Annotated in this window: 17 protein-coding genes; 7 read left to right on the top strand and 10 right to left on the bottom strand. The window is 73.5% G+C overall.

Annotated elements, in window-relative coordinates; genetic code table 11:
• Positions 1-13: 13 nt before the first annotated feature.
• A complete protein-coding gene (locus ACIRPK_RS25970; RefSeq protein WP_403042261.1) occupies positions 14-796 on the bottom strand; it encodes an IclR family transcriptional regulator in 783 nt (260 codons plus the stop codon).
• A gap of 162 nt (positions 797-958) precedes the next feature.
• Between ACIRPK_RS25970 and ACIRPK_RS25965 the strand changes: the two genes are divergently transcribed.
• Positions 959-2,455, top strand: coding sequence for an aldehyde dehydrogenase (NADP(+)) (locus tag ACIRPK_RS25965; protein WP_403042305.1), 1,497 nt, complete (start codon positions 959-961; stop codon positions 2,453-2,455).
• A gap of 1 nt (position 2,456) precedes the next feature.
• On the opposite strand, the gene ACIRPK_RS25960 is transcribed toward ACIRPK_RS25965, so the two are convergent.
• Positions 2,457-2,732, bottom strand: coding sequence for a DUF6343 family protein (locus tag ACIRPK_RS25960; RefSeq protein ID WP_403042258.1), 276 nt, complete (start codon positions 2,730-2,732; stop codon positions 2,457-2,459).
• Positions 2,733-2,795: 63 nt separating this feature from the next.
• On the opposite strand from ACIRPK_RS25960, the gene ACIRPK_RS25955 reads away from it, so the two are divergent.
• Positions 2,796-2,975, top strand: a complete 180-nt coding sequence (locus tag ACIRPK_RS25955; RefSeq protein ID WP_403042256.1) for an I78 family peptidase inhibitor — start codon at positions 2,796-2,798, stop codon at positions 2,973-2,975.
• On the opposite strand, the gene ACIRPK_RS25950 is transcribed toward ACIRPK_RS25955, so the two are convergent.
• The 4 genes from ACIRPK_RS25950 to fabG form a co-directional block, all read right to left on the bottom strand.
• On the bottom strand, positions 2,899-3,648 hold the full coding sequence (locus ACIRPK_RS25950; protein ID WP_403042254.1) for a phosphatase PAP2 family protein: 750 nt from the start codon (positions 3,646-3,648) through the stop codon (positions 2,899-2,901). The two genes, ACIRPK_RS25955 and ACIRPK_RS25950, sit on opposite strands and share 77 nt — an antisense overlap.
• Before the next feature lie 136 nt (positions 3,649-3,784).
• Positions 3,785-6,511, bottom strand: a complete 2,727-nt coding sequence (locus ACIRPK_RS25945) for an NPCBM/NEW2 domain-containing protein (protein ID WP_403042252.1) — start codon at positions 6,509-6,511, stop codon at positions 3,785-3,787.
• Between the two features lie 148 nt (positions 6,512-6,659).
• Positions 6,660-6,851: a hypothetical protein gene (locus tag ACIRPK_RS25940; RefSeq protein ID WP_403042249.1), complete on the bottom strand. Its 192-nt coding sequence runs from the start codon at positions 6,849-6,851 to the stop codon at positions 6,660-6,662.
• 92 nt (positions 6,852-6,943) lie between these two features.
• Positions 6,944-7,711 carry a 3-oxoacyl-ACP reductase FabG gene (gene fabG / locus ACIRPK_RS25935; protein ID WP_403042246.1) on the bottom strand — a complete coding sequence of 256 codons (768 nt, stop codon included), beginning with the start codon at positions 7,709-7,711 and terminating at the stop codon, positions 6,944-6,946.
• A 395-nt stretch (positions 7,712-8,106) separates the two neighbouring features.
• On the opposite strand from fabG, the gene ACIRPK_RS25930 reads away from it, so the two are divergent.
• A complete protein-coding gene (locus ACIRPK_RS25930) occupies positions 8,107-9,003 on the top strand; it encodes a MarR family winged helix-turn-helix transcriptional regulator (RefSeq protein ID WP_246511128.1) in 897 nt (298 codons plus the stop codon).
• A 125-nt stretch (positions 9,004-9,128) separates the two neighbouring features.
• Here ACIRPK_RS25930 and ACIRPK_RS25925 read toward each other — a convergent pair whose 3' ends face one another.
• On the bottom strand, positions 9,129-9,983 hold the full coding sequence (locus ACIRPK_RS25925; protein WP_403042242.1) for an aldo/keto reductase: 855 nt from the start codon (positions 9,981-9,983) through the stop codon (positions 9,129-9,131).
• Positions 9,984-10,291: 308 nt separating this feature from the next.
• On the opposite strand from ACIRPK_RS25925, the gene ACIRPK_RS25920 reads away from it, so the two are divergent.
• A complete protein-coding gene (locus ACIRPK_RS25920) occupies positions 10,292-12,070 on the top strand; it encodes an ABC transporter transmembrane domain-containing protein (RefSeq protein ID WP_403042240.1) in 1,779 nt (592 codons plus the stop codon).
• On the top strand, positions 12,067-13,839 hold the full coding sequence (locus ACIRPK_RS25915; protein WP_403042238.1) for an ABC transporter ATP-binding protein: 1,773 nt from the start codon (positions 12,067-12,069) through the stop codon (positions 13,837-13,839). The genes ACIRPK_RS25920 and ACIRPK_RS25915 overlap by 4 nt, the downstream gene beginning before the upstream one ends.
• A gap of 7 nt (positions 13,840-13,846) precedes the next feature.
• On the opposite strand, the gene ACIRPK_RS25910 is transcribed toward ACIRPK_RS25915, so the two are convergent.
• Genes ACIRPK_RS25910 through ACIRPK_RS25900 form a run of 3 tightly spaced genes read right to left on the bottom strand, consistent with a single transcriptional unit; the run spans position 13,847 to position 15,630 of the window.
• The gene (locus ACIRPK_RS25910; protein WP_403042235.1) at positions 13,847-14,482 is read right to left on the bottom strand and encodes a 4'-phosphopantetheinyl transferase family protein; all 636 of its coding nucleotides are present in this window, start codon (positions 14,480-14,482) and stop codon (positions 13,847-13,849) included.
• The gene (locus ACIRPK_RS25905) at positions 14,475-14,735 is read right to left on the bottom strand and encodes an acyl carrier protein (protein WP_403042233.1); all 261 of its coding nucleotides are present in this window, start codon (positions 14,733-14,735) and stop codon (positions 14,475-14,477) included. The genes ACIRPK_RS25910 and ACIRPK_RS25905 overlap by 8 nt, the downstream gene beginning before the upstream one ends.
• Positions 14,736-14,772: 37 nt before the next feature.
• The gene (locus ACIRPK_RS25900; RefSeq protein WP_403042231.1) at positions 14,773-15,630 is read right to left on the bottom strand and encodes an aminoacyl--tRNA ligase-related protein; all 858 of its coding nucleotides are present in this window, start codon (positions 15,628-15,630) and stop codon (positions 14,773-14,775) included.
• 430 nt (positions 15,631-16,060) lie between these two features.
• Between ACIRPK_RS25900 and ACIRPK_RS25895 the strand changes: the two genes are divergently transcribed.
• Positions 16,061-17,152, top strand: a complete 1,092-nt coding sequence (locus ACIRPK_RS25895; protein ID WP_403042302.1) for a phytanoyl-CoA dioxygenase family protein — start codon at positions 16,061-16,063, stop codon at positions 17,150-17,152.
• Positions 17,134-18,444, top strand: a complete 1,311-nt coding sequence (locus tag ACIRPK_RS25890) for a DUF6271 family protein (protein ID WP_403042228.1) — start codon at positions 17,134-17,136, stop codon at positions 18,442-18,444. Before ACIRPK_RS25895 ends, ACIRPK_RS25890 begins: the two co-directional genes overlap by 19 nt.
• Positions 18,445-18,469 lie beyond the last annotated feature (25 nt).

Here is an 18,469-nt window from a genome sequence, read left to right as displayed (position 1 = left end):
CGCCCACGGTCCGTCAGAGGTGCCGGGTGGCCAGCGTCAGCCGGTGCCCGGCGTCGAGCAGGGCGTCCCGGATCTGCTCCTCCCGACCCGGTGTCAGCCGGGCCACCGGCACCGAGACGCTCACCGCGTCCCGGGCCGGGGTCCGGTGGGGCAGGGCGAGGCCGAAGCAGCGCAGCCCGACGGTGTTCTCCTCGCGGTCCACCGCGTAACCGCGTGCGCGGACCTCGTGCAGCTCGGCGATCAGGAGTTCCCGGTCGGTGTGGGTGTGCTCGGTGACCGGGGTCAGCTCGGCGGGCAGCAGCTGCCTGATCCGCTCGTCCGGGTGGGTGGCCAGCAGCGCCTTGCCGTGCGAGGTGCAGTACGCGGGCAGCCGCCGGCCGATCCGGATGAACGGCCGCAGGCTGTGCCGGGACTGACGGGTCGCCAGGTAGACCACGCTGGTGCCGTCCAGCCGGGCCAGGTGGACGGTCTCCCCGGTGTCCTCGGCCAGCCGGTCCAGGCCGGGGCGGGCCAGCGCCACCACCTCGTCGCCGTCGATGTACGAGCTGCCCACCAGCAGCGCCCGCACCCCGATCCCGTACCGGGTGCCGGTGCCGTCGGTCTCCACCCAGCCGAGCTCGACCAGGGTCCGCAGCAGCATGTACAGGCTGCTCTTCGGGTAGCCCGTCCGCTCCTGCAACTCGGCCAGGGTGTGCAGTCCCGGGTGGCCGGCGAAGTGCTCCAGCAGGGCGACGGTGCGGACCGCCGACTTGACCTGGGAGCCGTTGCCGGGGCCGGAGTTGGGCGTCGGGTCCATGGGCGCTTGACCCCTTCTGCCGTGCGGCGTAGCGTTCCGCGAGGTTCAACCGTCCGAACGGTGTTCAGCCTACTGAACAGATCCGGGCCGCGGGAGGCCGGGCGCCGCAGCTCCGGCGGGCGCCGCCCGACCGGTGGCCCGGCCGAGGAGGCCCGCGCAGTGCTGTCAGATCCCCGTCGCCCCGTCCACACCGCCGATCCCAGGACCGGCGAGCCCGGCCCGCAGGTGGCGGTCGAGTCCGGCCCCGAGCAGGTCGACCTGGCGGTGCGCGCCGCCGCGGCCGCCGCCCCCGCGCTGGCCGACCGGGCGGTCCGGGCCGCGCTGTTGCGCGCGGTGGCCGACCGGCTGACCGACGCGGCCGTCGAGGTGATCGCGGCGGCCGATGCCGAGACCGCGCTCGGGGTGCACCGGCTGAGCGGTGAACTCGTCCGTACCACCTACCAGTTGCGCACCTTCGCGGACCAGGTCCAGCAGGGCGGCTTCCTGGACGTGGCGATCGACCACGCCGATCCGGGGCTCGGCCGGCCCGACCTGCGCCGGATGAAGGTCCCGCTGGGGGTGGTCGCGGTGTTCGCCGCGAGCAACTTCCCGCTCGCCTTCAGCGTCCCCGGGGGCGACACCGCGAGCGCGCTGGCGGCGGGCTGCCCGGTGGTGGTCAAGGCGCACCCCGACCACCCGGCCACCAGCGAGCTGTGCGCCCGGCTGATCCGGGAGGCGGCGGTCGGGCTCGGCCTGCCGGCCGGACTGCTCGGCCTGCTGCACGGCTTCGAGGCAGGACCCGAGCTGGTCCGGCACCCGCTGGTGGCGGCGGTCGGCTTCACCGGCTCGGTGCGCGGCGGGCGGGCGCTGCACGACGTGGCAGCCGCCCGGCCCCGGCCGATCCCGTTCCACGGCGAACTCGGCTCGCTCAACCCGGTGGTGGTGACCGAGCGGGCCGCCGCCACCCGGGCCGCCGAGATCGGCGGCGGCCTGGCCGCCTCGTTCACGCTGGGCTCCGGGCAGTTCTGCGTCAAGCCCGGGCTGGTGCTGATCCCGGCCGGGTCGGCCGAGCTGGAGCAGGAGGTGGTGGCGGCCGCCGCCAAGACCGGCGGCGGGCCGCTGCTCGACCCCCGGATGCGGGAGGCGTTCCTGACGGGCGTTCGGCACCGGGCGGCCCAGCCGGGCGTGCAGACCCTGCTGGCCGCCGGGCCGGCCGACTCCGCTCCGCTCGCGGTCGCCCCCGGCGTGCTCGCGGTCGCGGCGGCGGATCTCACCGAGGAGCTGCTGGAGGAGTGCTTCGGCCCGGTCACGGTGCTGGTCCGCTATGCCGACCCGGCAGAACTCGAAGACGTCCTCGGCAAGTTGACCGGAAACCTGACCGCCACCGTGCAGCTGGCGGCGGACGAGCGCGGCCCCGAGGCGGCCGCCCTGCTGGACCGGCTGCGCCCGCTGGCCGGCCGCCTGGTGGTGGACGGCTGGCCGACCGGTGTCGCGGTCACCCCCGCCATGCACCACGGCGGCCCGTACCCCGCCAGCACCAGCACCTCGACCTCGGTCGGCGCCACTGCCGTGGAGCGCTGGCTGCGGCCGGTCAGCTACCAGAACACCCCGGAGGAGCTGCTGCCACCGGAGCTGCACGACGCCAACCCGCTGAGCGTGCCGCAACGGGTGAACGGCTGACTCACAGCTCGGTCCGCCGTCGGCGCACCACCACCAGCAGGTCCACCAGGGCGAACAGGGTCAGCAGACCGCAGCCGACGGCGAAGGCGGTCAGGGTGGCCGGGCTCGGCGAACCGCCGGGGTCGGCCACCGCGGCCCAGTACCCGAAGCCGGCCGTGCCGAGCGCGAACAGCGGGGTGAAGAGCACCGAGAGCAGGAAGCGGAGCTTCAGGTCGCTGCGCGCAGTCATCGGCTCGGTGCCGCTCTGCCAGCGACGAGGTGTCTTGGTCGGACGCATCGCCGGGTCACCTCCAGGCCCTACCATCCACGGTATGCCCGGAGAACCGAGGGGGTAACAGGAGTGGACGAGCAGGAGTACGTCGGCCTGACCGGGGCCGAGGCCGAGCGGCTGGCCGCCGAGCGCGGGTGGCGGGTGGTCCGGGTGCTGGCACCGGAGGCGATGATCACCATGGAGTACCGCGAGGACCGGCTGAACCTGGCCGTCCGGGACGGGCGGGTCGAGCGCTGCTGGCAGGGCTGACCGGCCGCCGGAGCGCGGTGATCCGCCGGTCGGCCGCGGTGACCAGCGGCTCGGCCAGCGGCAGCGCGAGCAGCACCAGTGCACCGGCCGCCCAGCCCGCGAGCACGTCCGACACCCAGTGCGTGCCCAGGTACACCGTGGTCAGCCCGACGGTGACCGCGGTGACCGTGCCGAGCAGCACCCCGGTCCGCCGCCAGCGGACCGCCAGGTAGGCCAGCGCGCCCCAGGTGACCACGGCGTTGGCGGTGTGCCCCGACGGGAAGGCGGTGCCGCCGAGGAAGAGTTCGGGGGAGCCCGGGTACCGGGCGTGGTGCGGGCCGAGCCGGCCGGTGAGGATCTTGACCGCGCCCACCGTGGTGTTGAGCAGCAGCAGGGCGGTCCCCAGCAGCAGCAGCGGCCGCACCGTCCGCAGCCGGTGGCAGCGCCAGCCGAGCCAGGCGCAGGCCGCGATCGCCGACGGGCCGCGCTGCCCCGCCACGATCCAGACGTCCAGCAGCGGTCGCAGCTCGGGCCAGTGCTGGTCCGGGCGGAGCCGGCGGAGCGTCCAGTCCAGCTGCACCAGCGGGCCGTCGAGCAGGACCGCCAGGACCACCAGCAGGTACAGCAGCCCGACCACGCCGACCGACAGCGCATGCCGACGGCTCGTCGAACGGGGTCGGATCGGTGCGCGCACCGACCGGACTCTACCGGCCCGGCGGGAGCCGCCCGGGCGCCGGGAACGGCAGGACGGCCGCTTCCGCAGGGTGGGGGTCCTGCGGAAACGGCCGTCGGACTGCGTCTGACGAGGCGTCAGAAAACCTGTACAGACATCAGCTGCAGAGGAACCTAGCAGCCCCCCAGTCCCCGTGGTCACCCGTTTTCGTGCCGACCGTGTTCACCTTCAGGTGCACCCGGGCGGCACTGCCGAGCGGGACCGTGACCGGCAGCGGCGCCGAGGTGCCGGTCAGGGTGGGTGAGGTCCAGAGCGTGACCCCGTCGGCGACCACCGAGAAGGTCACGTCGCCGTAGCCGTTGATCTCGTCGTCGATCCCGACCGTGGCGTTGAACGAGGTGCAATTGCCTCCGGTCACGAACTCCAGGTCGGAGTCCGCGTGCGTGCCGAGGCCCTTGGCGAAGGTGGTCCCGTTCAGGGTCAGCGTCCGGCCGTCCGCCGCGCCCTGCTCGCCGTTGCTGCGGTCCCGCTCGGCGGGGCCCCAGCCGTTGGTCTGGGAGGCGAACGGCAGGTCGCTGGCCCAGGACCAGCTCGGCCCGCCGGCGGTGGCGGCGAGTGCGGTGACGCCGTCCAGGGTGAGCTGGAAGGCGGTCGCGGTGCTGAGCGTGGCGGTCTTCACCTGGGCCACCCCGCCCCGGTCGGCGGCGTCGAAGAACCAGCCCTCGGCCGCCGCGTCGAACGCGGCCCTGTCGGTGAACCGGGGCAGTGCCCGCCCGCCGAGCGCGACCGCGGTCGGGACGCTCACGCTGTGCACGCTGAACCGGTACGGCCGGGTGGTCTGCTTGCCGGTGAAGGCGCCGACGCTGGCCGACACGTCCACGGTGGCCCGGCCGACCCCGGTGGCGGGGGCGGTGACGGTGGCGGTCTGGGTCGCCGACCGGCCCTGCCGGTGCTCCTTGGTCACCCCGTCGTCCTCGTACAGCGAGAAGGAGTTGACCCCCTGCGGGTAGACGTCCCAGGCCAGCGGCGAGGTGGCGGTCCGGTCCTGATAGGAGCTGACGCCGGGCCACATCGGCACCACGGCGCCGGCCCTGACGAACAGCGGCAGGGTGTCCAGCGGCGCGCTGTAGCCGTTCACCGTGGTCGGGCCCTGGTAGGTCCGCCCGGACCAGTAGTCCACCCAGGTCCCCTGCGGCAGGTAGATGCCGTCCCGCACGGTGGTGTCCGAGTAGACCGGCGCGACCAGGAAGTCCCGGCCGCTGAGGAACTCGTACGTGGCCGCGTCGGTCGCCGCCACCTGGTCCTGCGGGTACTCCAGCGCCAGCGGCCGGACCGCGCCGACCCCGGTCCGGGCCGCCTCGGCGGCGTAGCTGTACATGTAGGGGAGCAGCGACTCCTTGAGCTTGAGGTACTTGCGGTTGATCGAGGTGTACGGCTCCCCGTAGCGGTAGGGCTGCTTGTCGCTCGGTGCCCAGCCGTCCATCGACATGATGGCGGGCAGGAAGGACTTCCACTGCAGGTCCCGGGTGTAGGTCTTGGCACTGCCGCCGAAGATCCCGTCCACGTCACCCGAGGTGTACGCCAGGCCGGACATGGTGGCGCCCGCGTAGGTCGGGATCTGCCACCTGATGTAGTCCCAGCTGCCGGACTGGTCGCCGCTCCACTGCACGCCGCAGCGCTGCGCACCGGACCAGCTCTCGGGCGCCCAGGTGAAGCCGCGGGCGGTGCTGTTGTCCTCGATGCCCTGGTAGGCGGCCTTGCAGCCGTCGAGGGCGAACTTGTAGCCGGAGCCGACCCAGGCCACGTCCAGCTTGGCCACCCGCTGGCCGGCCTTCACCTGGTCCGCCAGCTTGGTCAGGCCGTCCTCGGTCCACAGGCCGAGCTGCATCTTGCGCTGCTGGAGGCCCTGGGCGGTCTGCGCCAGGTTCTCGTAGCCGCAGCCGTAGCCGTCGTTGACCAGCATCCAGCCGTTCGGCAGGTCGTTGGCGAGGTAGTCGTCGGCGATCTTCAACGCGTCCAGGGTGTGCCGCTCGCCCCGGTTGGCGTTGTGCAGGTAGCAGTCCGAGTCGCCCATCTCCAGGCCGTAGATCGGTGGCAGGAAGGGCTTGCCGGTCAGCGTGGTGTACTGCCCGATCACGTCCTTGCTGCTCGGTCCGGCGAAGTAGTAGGCGTCGAACCTGACCTCCTGCTCGGTGGTGGTCACCGGGTCGTTGAAGGCGTAGGTGCCGGGGGCGTAGGTGTTGCGGTACACGCCGTACCCGGCCGAGGACAGGTAGAACGGGACCGAGTTCGGGTGGCCGCCCTCGTTCCAGTTGTGGTCGACGCCGACCTCGACGGTCTTCCCACGGTGTGAGAAGGAGCCGTTCTGCTCGCCCGCGCCGAAGTACTGCTCGGTGACGCCCCGGCCGAGCGTCTGGGTGGTGGCCTTGTCGGTCCAGGAGAGCGGCTTGGTCTCCTCCCAGACCTTGCTGCCGTCGGCCCGGTAGAGGCCGAACCGCAGCGCCGACTTGTACGCCCGCAGGGTGACCGCGGCGGTGGACATCTCGTACCGGTCGCCCGCGTCCCGCCAGCTGGTGGCGGGCGGGGTGCCCTGCGGCAGCACGATGTCGCTGCCGGTCGGGTCGGCGAAGGTGCCGGTGGGCGCCAGTTCGATCCGGAACACCTGGTCGCCGACGAAGCTGACCCTGGCCCTGGCGGCACCCGCCGAGATGGCGTAGCCGCCGGCCGGGCCGGGGGTGAAGGCGGTGATCGCCCCGGCCGAGGCGTTGACCGCCGCGGCCGGCTGGGCCAGCCCGGGAGCGATCGTCACCCCGCCCAGCGAGAGCACCGCGGCCAGTCCGAGCGAAGCCGACCGGCTTCGCCAGTGTTGCAAAGTTCTGCGCATAAGAACCCCTCCGCATGCAAGAGCGAGCACTGCTGAGCAGGTATAGCGCACCGAGCCCCGCTTGACCACACCCCCTGTCGTGACCTGGACAGCAGTCAGGCCCCGTACGCCGTACGGGGCCTGACTCCTCGGTCGTTCGCTGCGGGCCTCAGGGGAGCAGCCGCTCCACCGCCGCCGCACCTTCCACTTCGAGCTGTTTGCGCGCCTTGTCGAGCAACTTCGGGGTGGGGGTCCGACCCGAGGCCATCACCAGGTCCTCCGGGTCCACCGGGTGCTCGGCGCCGGTGTGCAGCAGCCGGTCCGGTGTCGGCCGCGAATCCGTGTCGTCCGCTTGGGTCATCTCGTGCCTCCCGTGTCCTCGGGGTGCGCAGCGGGCACCCGCACCCCGAGTCTGCGCCTGCCTGCCGGTGGACGCGAGCGGACCGCGGCCGGTCAGTCGAGCGGCCCGCCGGCCACGTAGACGACCTGGCCGGAGACGAAGCCGGCGGCCTCGCCCGCGAAGAACGAGATGGTGTTGGCGATGTCCTCGGGGGTGCCGACCCGGTTGACCGGGATCTGGGTGGCGGCGGCGGCCTTGAACGCCTCGAACTCCATCCCGATCCGGGCCGCGGTGGCGGCGGTCATCTCGGTGGCGATGAAGCCGGGGGCGACCGCGTTGGCGGTGATGCCGAACTTGCCGAGCTCGATCGCCAGGGTCTTGGTGAAGCCCTGCAGACCTGCCTTGGCGGCGGAGTAGTTGGCCTGGCCGCGGTTGCCCTGGGCGGAGGAGGAGGACAGGTTGACGATCCGGCCGAACCCGGCGTCCACCATGTGCTTCTGGCACGCCTTGGTCATCAGGAAGGCGCCCTTGAGGTGCACGTCCATCACGGTGTCCCAGTCCGACTCGGACATCTTGAACAGCAGGTTGTCGCGCAGCACCCCGGCGTTGTTGACCAGTACCACCGGGGCGCCCAGCTCGGCGGCGATCCGGTCCACCGCGGCCTGCACCTGCCCGGCGTCCGAGACGTCCGCGCCGACCGCCAGGGCCCGGCCGCCGGCCGCGGTGATCAGCTCGACGGTCTCCTGGCCGGACTTCTCGGTCAGGTCCACCACCGCGACCGCGTAACCGTCGGCGGCCAGCCGGAGCGCGGTGGCCGCGCCGATACCACGAGCCGCGCCGGTGACCACCGCGACACGAGGTGAACTGCTGTGCTCGGTCATGTTCGTACTCGTCTCTCTCAGGAGGGTGACAGGAAACCGTGACCTTGACCCCGAGGGGCTCGGGAGGCCGCTCCGGCGGTCAGATTACCGACCGGTAGGAATGCTGACCAGAGGACAGAGCCGCAGGTGACGGAGGGTGAGGGTGGCCGGGCGCGGCAGTTGTGCCGATCAAGTGGACGTGAGCGCGACATACGGCGGAAATATGCCAACTTCGCCGAACAAACATCTACTATTGGCCCCCGCCTGCCGGTACGGGCCGACCGTTTGTATAGTGTGCGCCAGCAGCCACCGGCTGCACGGCTGGCGCGCCTACCCTCACAGCGGGACGCTCACTCGCCGTTACTGCCCCGCCCGGGTGTCCCACACACACCGGGTGTGACATCGGGACGGATTTCATGGTGCTGGGGGAGATCCCGACGACCCGCGTGACCGGTCGGCTGCAGCAGTCGCCCGGACACCTCATCCGCGTGGCCCAGCAGGTGCACACCCGCCTCTGGTCCGAGCATGTCGGCAACGAGTTGACGGCGCCTCAGTTCGCCGTCCTGCTCGCGCTGGCGCTCGAACCAGGAGCGGATCAGCGCACCGTCGGCGAACGGGCCTCGCTCGACAAGGCCACGATGGCCGAAATGGTTGCCCGGCTGGTCCGGCGCGGCCTGGTGCTGCGTCGCCGCGACCCTGCTGACGGTCGCCGCAAACTGCTCGCCCTCTCGCAGAACGGAGCCCAGGCGGTCCGGGAGGCGACCGGCGGAGTCGTCCGGGTGCAGCGGACGCTCTTCGAGCCGCTCAGCCCGGACGAGCAGCTCGAACTGGTCCGGGTGATGGCCAAGATCGCCCGGCTGGAGCCCGCGGCGGTCGCCGCGCTGACCGATGCCCGCCCGCTGCTGGACGCCCAGCGCGCGGTCGGCTATCTGATCCGGGTCAGCCAGCAGGTGCACACCAAGCTCTGGTCCGACCAGGTCGGTTCCGATCTGACGGCGCCTCAGTACGCGGTGCTGGACGCGCTGGAGGCCGAGCCGGGCGCCGACCAGCGCACGGTCGGTGAGCTGGCCTCGCTGGACAAGGCCACCATGGCGGAGATGGTCAGCCGCCTGGTCCGACGCGGTCTGGTGCTCCGCCGCCGCGACCCGCTGGACGGGCGGCGCAACCTGCTCTCGCTCTCGCCCGCCGGGCAGGAGCTGCTGCACCGGTCCTCCGCCGGAGTGCGCGCGGTGCAGGAACTGCTGCTGGCTCCGCTGGAGCCGCACGAGCACGCCGCCGCGATGGCGCTGCTCGCGAAGGCGGCCCGGCTGTAACGATTCACCAGGTGCCATGGACCTGGCAGGAACGATTTGCCAGCTCCGACCGCACCGGCAGGACCCGCACGGCCGACGGCCGCCACCCCATCCGCAGGGGGTGGCGGCCGTCGGCATGCCGGGTGTCAGCTCCAGTCGAAGGACTGCGGGTCGGGGCCGAGGCGCTTGCCGGTCTCCAGGGCCGCGATCGCGGTCAGGTCGTCGGCGTCCAGCTCGAAACCGGTGAAGTCCAGGTTCTCCACGATCCGGGACGGGGTGACCGACTTCGGGATCGCGATGATCCCGCTCTGCAGGTGCCAGCGCAGCACCACCTGGGCCACCGTCCGGCCGTGCTTCTCGGCGATCTTCACCAGCGCGGGCTCGGTGAGCAGGTCCTTGCCCTGGCCGAGCGGGCTCCAGGCCTCCGTCGCGATGCCGTGCTCCGCGTGGTAGGCGCGCAGCTCGTGCTGCGGGAAGTGCGGGTGCAGCTCGACCTGGTTCAGCACCGGGACCAGCCCGCTCCGCTGGGCCAGCGCGTCCAGCTGGACCTGGCCGAAGTTGGAGACGCCGACCGACTTCGCGCGGCCGTCGGCGGCCAGCTGCTCGAAGGCCGTCCAGATGTTGCCGAAGCTGCCGTGCATCGGGCGCGGCCAGTGGATCAGGTAGAGGTCGACGTACTCGAGCCCGAGCTTGGCCAGCGAGTCGTCGAAGGCGCGCAGCACCGCGTCCCGGCCCTGTTGCCCGGACCAGTCGACGGTGCCCGAGTTCCACAGCTTGGTGGTGACGTACAGGTCCTCGCGGGGGACCCCGGCCGCCGCGATCGCCTTGCCGGTGCCGGCCTCGTTCTCGTAGATCGCGGCGGTGTCGATGCTGCGGTAGCCGGCCTTGATCGCCGTCTCCACCGCCGTCGCCGCCTCGTCGTCCGCGACCTGCCAGACGCCGAAGCCGAGCTGCGGAATGGTCTGGCCGTTGTTCAGGGTGATGCTCGGGATGGTGCTCACGGGGAAGGGGTGCCCTCCGGATCGTCCAATGCTGCCGACATAGGACCAACTGGTGGACTTGACCACTTGTTCCCGGATGACGGGAATTCACCGGAAATGACGGCTCCGGGTGGCAGCGCCGGCCCTGACGTGCGGCCGGCCCGGAAAACCTGTTGCGGTCGCGGTGTGACCCCCAACACACTCGATGTCCATGACGTCATGACGGACATTCCCCCGGTCTCCCCTCCGCCGCCCCGCCCGCCCCGCCAGTGATGCGGGCCGGGCCCGGGCCGTGCGCCCCTGCCCGAACCATCCCGCATCGGAGCGTCATGCCGCTCACCACCCTGCCGATGGCCGACCCCGGCCGTCCCGATCTCGACTCCCCGCTCGCCTTCCTGCGCTGGCTCCAGCGCAGCCAACGCCGCGGCCAGTGGCTGGCCACCCTCTGGGGGGTGGTGGAGATGGGCGCGATGGCCACTCTCCCGGTCGCCCTCGGCCTCGGCATCCAGGCCGCCGTCGACCACCGCACCGGCGGCGTGTGGCGGGCCGGCGCGCTGGCCGTGCTGCTCACCGCCGTGCAGGCCACCGGCAGTGTGCTGCTGCACCGTCAGGCGGTGTGGAACTGGATCACCTCCGCCGCCCAGACCCGCCAACTGGTGGCCCGGCAGGCCAGCGCGCTCGGCGCCGGCCTGTCCCGCCGGATCGCCACCGGCGAGATCGTCGCGGTCAGCAGCGGCGACGTGGAGAAGATCGGCTGGTACGTCGAGCTGGTCGCCCGGGTCCGCGCCGCCGTACTGGTCTGGCTGGCCGTCAGCCTGGTGGTGCTGGTCCAGCAGCCGCTGCTGGGCGCCGCCGTGCTGCTCGGCGTCCCGGTGCTGGCGGTCTCCGTCCTGCCGCTGCTCGGCCCGTTCGAGCGCCGCTACAGCGAGCAGCGCGCGCTCGGCGGCAAGGCCACCGAGCTGGCCGCCGACACCGTCGCCGGGCTGCGCGTGCTGCGCGGCATCGGCGGCGAGGAACTGTTCCTGGAGCGCTACCGGCGGGCCTCCCAGCTGGTCCGCGGCGCCGCCGTCCGGACGGCCAGGGTCTGGGCGCTGATGCAGGCTCAGCAGGTGCTGCTGCCGGGCCTGTTCGTGGTCGGGGTCACCTGGTACGGCGTCGAGCTGGCCGCCGACGGCCGGATCGGCGTCGGCGAGCTGGTCGCGGTGTACGGCGCGACCGCCTTCCTGGCCGCCCCGCTGCGGATCCTCGGCGAGGCCGCGCACGCCTGGAGCGTCGCCCGGGTCTCCGCCGGGCGGGCCACCCGGGTGCTCGCGCTGCGGCGCACCGCCGACGAGTCCGGGCAGACCGCCGCGCTGGCCGCCCCGGGCCGGTCCGACCTGCACGACCCGCTCACCGGGCTGACCGTCCGGGCCGGCCGGCTGACCGCGGTGGTCTGCGCCGACGCCGGCACGGCCGACGAGCTGGCCACCCGGCTGGGCGGCCACGTCCCGCTGGCCGAAGGCGAACTCCCGACCCCCGCGGTCCGGTTGGGCGGGATCGAGCTGGACGCCGTACCGCTGGCCGAGGCCAGGGCGGCGGTGCTGGTGCACGACAAGGAGCCGGTGCTGCTCTCCGGCACGCTGGCCGAGCTGTTCGAGATCCCGTCCTCCGGCCGGGTCACCCCGGCCGAGGCGATCACCGCCGCGCAGGCCGAGGACGTGCTGGACGCCCTGGTCGACGGCTCCCCGGAGGCCGACGGCGACCCGATGCGGGCGCTGATCACCGAGCGCGGCCGGTCGCTCTCCGGCGGCCAGCGGCAACGGCTGGCGCTGGCCCGGGTGCTGGTCGCCGACCCGCCGGTGCTGGTGCTGGACGAGCCGACCAGCGCGGTGGACGCGCACACCGAGTCCCGGATCGCCGCCGCGCTGCGCGGCATCCGGGCCGAGCGGACCACGGTGGTGCTGGCCACCAGCCCGCTGCTGCTCGACCAGGCCGACACCGTGGTGCTGATCGACGGCGGCCGGGTCACCGCCACCGGCACGCACCGCGAACTCCTGCACACCGCCCCGCACTACCGGGCCGTGGTCACCCGCGAGGACGACCGGGCCGCCGTCGAGGAGAAGGTATGAAGCCGCCCACCCTTCAGGAACGCGGCCCGGCGACCATGCTGCCGGTCGGCTCACCCGCCACCGTGCGGGCGTACGTCCGGCTGCTGGCGCGTCGGCACCTCGGGGGCTTCGGCGCCGTGGTGGGGCTGCACACGGTGGCCACGCTGGCCGGGCTGGTCGGCCCCTGGGTGCTCGGCTCGCTGGTCGAGGACCTGAGCGCGGGCACCGCGCGGGGCCGGGTGCTGTCGGCGGTCGGCTGGTACCTGGGCGCGCTGCTGGTGCAGTCCGCCTTCACCGGCTGGTCCCGGCTGCGCGGCGGCGTGCTCGGCGAGGAGGTGCTGGCCGACCTGCGGGAGGACTTCCTGGTCCGCTCGGTGGCGCTGCCGCCGGGCGTGCTGGAGCGGGCCGGTACCGGCGACCTGGTCTCGCGCGGCACCACCGACATCGACCGGCTGTCCAAGTCGATCCGCGAGGCGGTGCCCGAACTCGCGGTCGCCCTGGTCTCGCTGGTCCTGGTGCTCGGCGCGCTGGTGGTGACCTCGCCGCTGCTGGCGATCACCGTGGTGGTCGCGCTGCCGCTGATCCTGACCACCTCGCGCTGGTACTTCCGCCGGGCCCCGCAGTCCTACCGGGCCGAGTCGGCCGGGTACGCGGCGGTCAACACCGTGCTGGCCGAGACGGTGGACGCGGGCCGGACGGTCGAGGCGCTCCGGCTCGGCACCGACCGGGTGGAGCTGACGGACCGCAAGATCGGCGAGTGGCAGGCCTGGGAGCGGTACACGCTCTGGCTGCGCTCGGTCTGGTTCCCGACGGTGGAGGCGACGTACGCGATCGTCATCATCGGCACCCTGGTGCTCGGCGGGCTGTTCACGGTGCAGGGCCGGCTGACGGTCGGTGAGCTGACCGCCGGGGTGCTGTACGCCCAGGCGCTCACCCACCCCGTCGACCTGATCCTGCGCTGGTACGACGAGCTCCAGGTCGGCCAGGCCTCGCTGGCCCGGCTGGTCGGCGTCCGGGAGGTCGAGGACCCGGAGACGGACGAGTCCGCCACACCGGACGGCCGCCGGGTGGAGGCCACCGACGTCCGGTTCGGCTACCGGGCGGGCGCCGACGTGCTGCACGGCATCAGCCTGGACGTGGCGCCCGGCAGCCGGGTCGCGCTGGTCGGTCCTTCGGGGGCGGGCAAGTCCACCCTCGGGCGGCTGCTGGCCGGGATCTACGCTCCCGGCCGGGGCACCGTCACGCTGGGCGGCACCGCGCTGGCCCGGATGCCCGCCGAGCGGGTCCGGGCCGAGGTGGCGCTGGTCAACCAGGAGCACCACGTCTTCGTCGGCACGCTGCGGGACAACCTGCGGCTGGCCAGGCCGGAGGCGGACGACACCGAGCTGCGGGCCGCCCTGCAGGCGGTGGACGCGGGGGAGTGGGCCGACCTGCTGGCCGACGGTCTGGACACCGAGGTCGGCTCGGGCGGGGTGGCGCTGACGCCGCCCCAGGCGCAGCAGCTCGCGCTGGCCCGGCTGGTGCTGGCCGATCCGCACACCCTGGTGCTGGACGAGGCCACCTCGCTGCTGGACCCGCGCGCGGCGCGGCACCTGGAGCGCTCGCTGTCCCGGGTGCTGGCCGGCCGTACGGTGATCGCGATCGCGCACCGCCTGCACACCGCGCACGACGCGGACGTCATCGCGGTGGTCGAGCGCGGCCGGATCAGCGAGTACGGCTCGCACCACGAGCTGGTCACCGCCGACGGGCCGTACGCGGCGCTCTGGCGGAGCTGGCGGGACGAGCACTGAGCCGCCGTCAGTTCGCTGCGCCGTCCGTCGGGCCGAGGGTGAAGACCGTGACCGGGGCGGTGGCGGCGACCGCCGCCACCGCGGCCCGCTGACGGTCCGTCCACTCCCTTAGCCGGACGTCGTCCTGACCGGCCTTCAGCAGCGCCTCCCGGCGGACCCAGAGCCGGAGCTGCGCGGCCCCGGGGTCGGGCTGGGCGGCGGCCTCCCGGAGTTCGGCCTCGGGCAGCATCCGGCGCAGCACCCGGAGCGGGCCGGGGCGGCGGCCGGCCGGCTCCACGTCGACGCCGACCGCACCGGGGCCGACGGCGGCCGCGGCCAGGCCGTCGGCGTGGCTCAGGCTGACGCCCACCCCGGGGTGGCCCGGCAGGGAGGGGCGGCCGTGCCCGGACCGCTCGCACTCGGCGCAGAACTGCGCCGGGGCCGACTCGGCCGGCGTCCGGCCGGTGTACCGGGCGACGCACAGCCGCACCAGCAGCCGGGCCGCCAGCACGTCGTCGCGGCGGCCCGGCAGCCGGATCCGGGCCAGCCGCCGCAACTCCCAGTCCGCCAGCAGAGCCTCGGTCAGCTCCGGCCGGTCCAGCACCTCCCGGGTGGTGGCCAGCACGGCGAGGGCGGTCCGGGCCGGCGCCGGACGGTCAGTCACGCGCGGGGGCTCCACCGGCGGCCGCGCCGGAGCTGCTCAGGAAGCGCTGCCGCACCCGGTCGAGGGTGCGGAAGTCGTCGATGGTGACCTCCTGGAGGTCGATGCCGGTGCCGGAGATGTCCTCCAGCAGGTCGACGAACTCCAGGAAGTCCATCGAGTCGATCAGGCGGGCCTCGATCAGGTCCTCGTCGGTCTCGATCGGGCCGTCCAGGCCGGGGTTCTTCTCGTGCAGCCAGGCGGCGATGCGTTCCACAGGTGCTCCTCGGTCGGTACGGGGTCGGGCGGGTGGTTCAGTTCCGGGTGTCCCGGAGCCGGTCGAGCGCCTGCTCGGGGGTGCCGTGGGTGAGGATCATCGCGTGCACCCAGCGCTCCAGGCCGAAGGCGACGCAGGCGCTGTAGGCCGGCCCGTGCGAGCCCGCGCGGATGTCCAGTCGCTCGCCGAAGAAGTTCCGGTGCCGGTTGACCGAGGCGATGGCGGTGCCGTCGGTGGCGACGAACTCGTGCTTGACCGGGTCGAGGGCCATCAGCCGGGCCCGGGAGCTGCCCTTGTCGTAGAACGGGTCGTCGGCCACCACCCGGTTCAGCTCCAGGCCCAGCCGGCCGGCCAGCTCCTGGACGAACTCGGCGCCCTGGTCGAGGTGTTCGACCGAACCCTGCTTGGTGCCGAGGTACAGCACCTCGCGCATGTGGAAGCCCCACAGCCGGCGCAGGCCGTCGTAGTGGGTCTCGTTGCGGAAGCAGCGGCCGCTCGCGGAGAGCCGCAGGCCGTGCTCGCCGACGTCCCGGCCCTCCAGCGAGAGCAGCAGCCCGTAGCAGGTGGCGGAGGGCAGCAGGTGGCCGGTCGGCTGCAGCGACAGCTCGCCGGGCGCGCCGCCGGCCGCCAGGCCGTCCAGCGCCTCCGGGCCGAACCGCCCGGTGGAGACGCCGAGATGGGGGAAGTTGCGGAAGTAGTCGAGCCGGGCGAGCGCCGCCGCGGACAGCAGCGGCGGGCCCACCACCTCGGGAGCGGCGAGCCGGGCGGCCAGGCCGGTGATCAGGTCCTCCAGCCCGTGCAGCAGGGCGGTGCGGACCGGGTCCAGGGTGAGCAGGCCCGGGCCTGCGTCCTTGAGGCCGCCGTCCGGCAGGGCCGCGATGCTGGATGTGCTCATGGGAACCGCTCCCTCTTGGGGTGGGACAGGCGTGACGGCGTCGGCCGGACGAGCGGAGCGGAGTCGTGGCGGCGCGACCGCGGCGGGGCCGAACGTCCGTGGAGACGGCCGCCGTCGACCGCGCGGCGCAGCATGGGATCCGGCTGGTGCTCCGTCAAGGACGAGGGCTGCGTGTGGCGACCGTAATCCAGTTGATCGCGAATTGTCTAGACCAGATCTGTCGACCGAACGACCATTGTCGGTAAGGTCTTTCGGGCGGCCGGGCCGCCCGTCCGGTCGGCGCGGACCGGGCTTGACGTGCCCCTATGGTCTACACCAATGTTGCCGGGCAGTGCGTCACCCCGCACCGAGCCCGCCGTCGCGCAGCCGCTCCGGCCGGCCGCCCACCGCTGCACCGCCTCCCCGACTCCCGTTCTGGAGCGACCCGATGATGACGACACCCGCCGCGAACCACCGTGCACGCCGCCCCCGGCTGCACCGGGCGGCGTCCGAGCTGCCGTACTTCAGCGCGGACGGCGAGTCGTACCTGGCCCAGACCACCCTGCGCGAGCTGAAGAAGTCCCGGCCGCTGCGGGTGCTGTCCGAGGCGGACTTCGCGCACTGGCAGACCTACGGCCACGTCATCGTGCGGGAGGCGATCCCGGCCGCCGCGGCGCGCGAACTGCTGGACTTCACCTGGGACTTCCAGGGCCTCGACCCGGCGCGGCCGGACAGCTGGCACCTGGACCGGCCGTTCCGGTCCGAGCTGGACCGGCAGCTGCACGTCTACGGCTTCGTGGAGGCGTACCACCACCAGCTGCTCTGGGACAGCCGGCAGGCCCAGCGGGTCTACGACGCCTTCGTGGACGTCTGGGACTGCGAGGAGCTGTGGGTCACCCTGGACCGGCTCAACCTCAACCCGCCGAACCGCGGCAACCGGGACCGGGCGCTGATCGAGCCCACCGACCGGGGCTTCGACATCGAGCTGCACTGGGACATCGACACCACGCTCGGCGTGCCGCCGCAGCGGGTGCAGGGCATCATCGCGCTCAACGAGACCCGGCCGGAGTCGGGCGGGTTCCAGTGCAACCCCGAGCTGTTCCGGCGGTTCGAGGAGTGGCGGGTCGGCAGCCCGGCCGACCGGGACCCGCTCCGCCCCGACGTGGACCGGGCCGAGTTCCCGGTGGTCCGGCCCGAGTTGCACCCCGGCGACCTGCTGATCTGGAACGGCCTGCTGGCGCACGGGGTGGCGCGCAACACCTCGGCGGACCAGGTGCGCGCGGTGCAGTACCTGTCGATGATGCCCGCGCTGGAGGAGCACGAGAAGCTGCGGCGCTCCCGGGTCGAGTCCTGGCGCAACCTGCGCACCCCGCGCTGGAACCGCACCCTGGTCGGCGACCCGGTGCGGCCCGAGTCGGTGCGCTACCCCACCGCCGAGCTGAACCCGCTCGGCAACCGCCTGCTCGGGCTCACCTCGTGGGCCGACCGGGACGCCCCGGTCGACGGGCAGAGCGGAGCCCCGGCGTGCGCCGTGTCTGTCTGACCCTGCCCACCAACCGGGCCTGTGCCGGGACGATCGGGGCGGTCGCGGCGGAAGCCGCCTACGGCGCACGGGAGTTCGGCGTCGAGGTGCACCTGCTGATCCTGGACTCCGCAGTCGCCCCGGTGCTCGCGGAGCACCGGGCGGCGGTGGCCGCGCTGCCGCCGGCCCCCGGCGTGGTGGTCCACCACCTGGACGAGAGGGCGCAGCGCGACTTCCTCCGCCGGGTGATCGACCGCTCCGGGGTCGCCGAGCCGGACCGGGTGCTCGACCTGATGCTGCCCGCCGGGGTCTCGTACGGCGCCTGCACCAACCGGGCCTTCCTGATCGCGGAGGCGCTGGGCTGCGAGTCGGTCCACCGCCGCGACTCCGACAGCCGCTACCAGCAGCTGGATGGGGCGCCGGTGTTCCCGATCCACCCCGAACTCACCGCACTGGGCAGGCCGGCCACCGAGGTGGCCGGCCTGGTCTCCCGGAGCAGGCTCGACCCCGGGTACGCGCACCGGCCGGTGGCCCTGGTCGGCGCCTCCTTCATCGGCGCGATGTCGGTGGACGTGGCGGAGATCCGCGATCTCGACCCGGAGGTCTACCAGGAGGTGATCGGCCTCTCGGTCCCCGCCGGCTACCCGGAGATCTGGCGCCGGAACCTGATCGAGGAGTCCTTCCGGGGCGCCGGGACCGCGCCGTTCACCGCCGACCGCACCACCCTCACCAGCGTCAGCCCGACGCGGGTGGACATGTGCAACCTCGGCCTGGCCCGGGAGGTCTACGCCCGGGTGCCGCTGCCACCGGCCACCGACACCATCGGCAGCGACTACTTCCTGCTGCACCTGGTGCAGGACGCGCGCCTGCCCGGTGTCCTGCACAACCGGCACATCGTCAACTACCACACCGCCGAACGCCGTTCCGAGGCCGGCTTCCTGGCCTACCAGGAGCGGTTCGCCAAGTTCCTGCTGTCCACCCGGTACTTCGACGCGGTGTACGCCCGGCTGGCCGAGGCCGGCGAGGCGCTGCTCGACGCCGAGGGTCTGGTGCTGGCCCCGGCCGTCGCCGGGTTCGTCCGGGACAGCACCGGCCTGGACCGGGCGGCGGGCGCCGAACAGCTCGACGTGCTCGACCGCTGCTACCGCAAGCTGTCCGGCCGCTGGGCCGCGGCGGCGGACCGCTTCGCCGACCGCCGCGAGCGGCTGCTCGACCGGGCCCGGCAGGACATGGCGGAGTTCGCCGGCCTGATCGACGCCTGGGAGCCGCTGGTCCTGGCCGGCCGGAGCGAGGGGATCGCGGGCGTGCGGTGAACCCTCCTGCCCCGGACCGGGGTCT

The organism is Kitasatospora sp. NPDC101801 (genome assembly GCF_044766665.1).
Lineage (GTDB): Bacteria > Actinomycetota > Actinomycetes > Streptomycetales > Streptomycetaceae > Kitasatospora.
The sequence above is the reverse complement of the archived record's forward strand: the minus strand, read 5'-3'. Positions and strand labels throughout refer to the sequence as shown.

Coding starts and splice junctions, on each gene's coding strand:
- ACIRPK_RS25970 (WP_403042261.1), bottom strand. CDS start 796: ATGGACCCGACGCCCAACTCCGGCCCCGGCAACGGCTCCCAGGTCAAG.
- fabG (WP_403042246.1), bottom strand. CDS start 7,711: ATGACCGAGCACAGCAGTTCACCTCGTGTCGCGGTGGTCACCGGCGCG.
- ACIRPK_RS25920 (WP_403042240.1), top strand. CDS start 10,292: ATGCCGCTCACCACCCTGCCGATGGCCGACCCCGGCCGTCCCGATCTC.
- ACIRPK_RS25940 (WP_403042249.1), bottom strand. CDS start 6,851: ATGACCCAAGCGGACGACACGGATTCGCGGCCGACACCGGACCGGCTG.
- ACIRPK_RS25895 (WP_403042302.1), top strand. CDS start 16,061: ATGACGACACCCGCCGCGAACCACCGTGCACGCCGCCCCCGGCTGCAC.
- ACIRPK_RS25960 (WP_403042258.1), bottom strand. CDS start 2,732: ATGCGTCCGACCAAGACACCTCGTCGCTGGCAGAGCGGCACCGAGCCG.
- ACIRPK_RS25945 (WP_403042252.1), bottom strand. CDS start 6,511: ATGCGCAGAACTTTGCAACACTGGCGAAGCCGGTCGGCTTCGCTCGGA.
- ACIRPK_RS25915 (WP_403042238.1), top strand. CDS start 12,067: ATGAAGCCGCCCACCCTTCAGGAACGCGGCCCGGCGACCATGCTGCCG.
- ACIRPK_RS25930 (WP_246511128.1), top strand. CDS start 8,107: ATGGTGCTGGGGGAGATCCCGACGACCCGCGTGACCGGTCGGCTGCAG.
- ACIRPK_RS25900 (WP_403042231.1), bottom strand. CDS start 15,630: ATGAGCACATCCAGCATCGCGGCCCTGCCGGACGGCGGCCTCAAGGAC.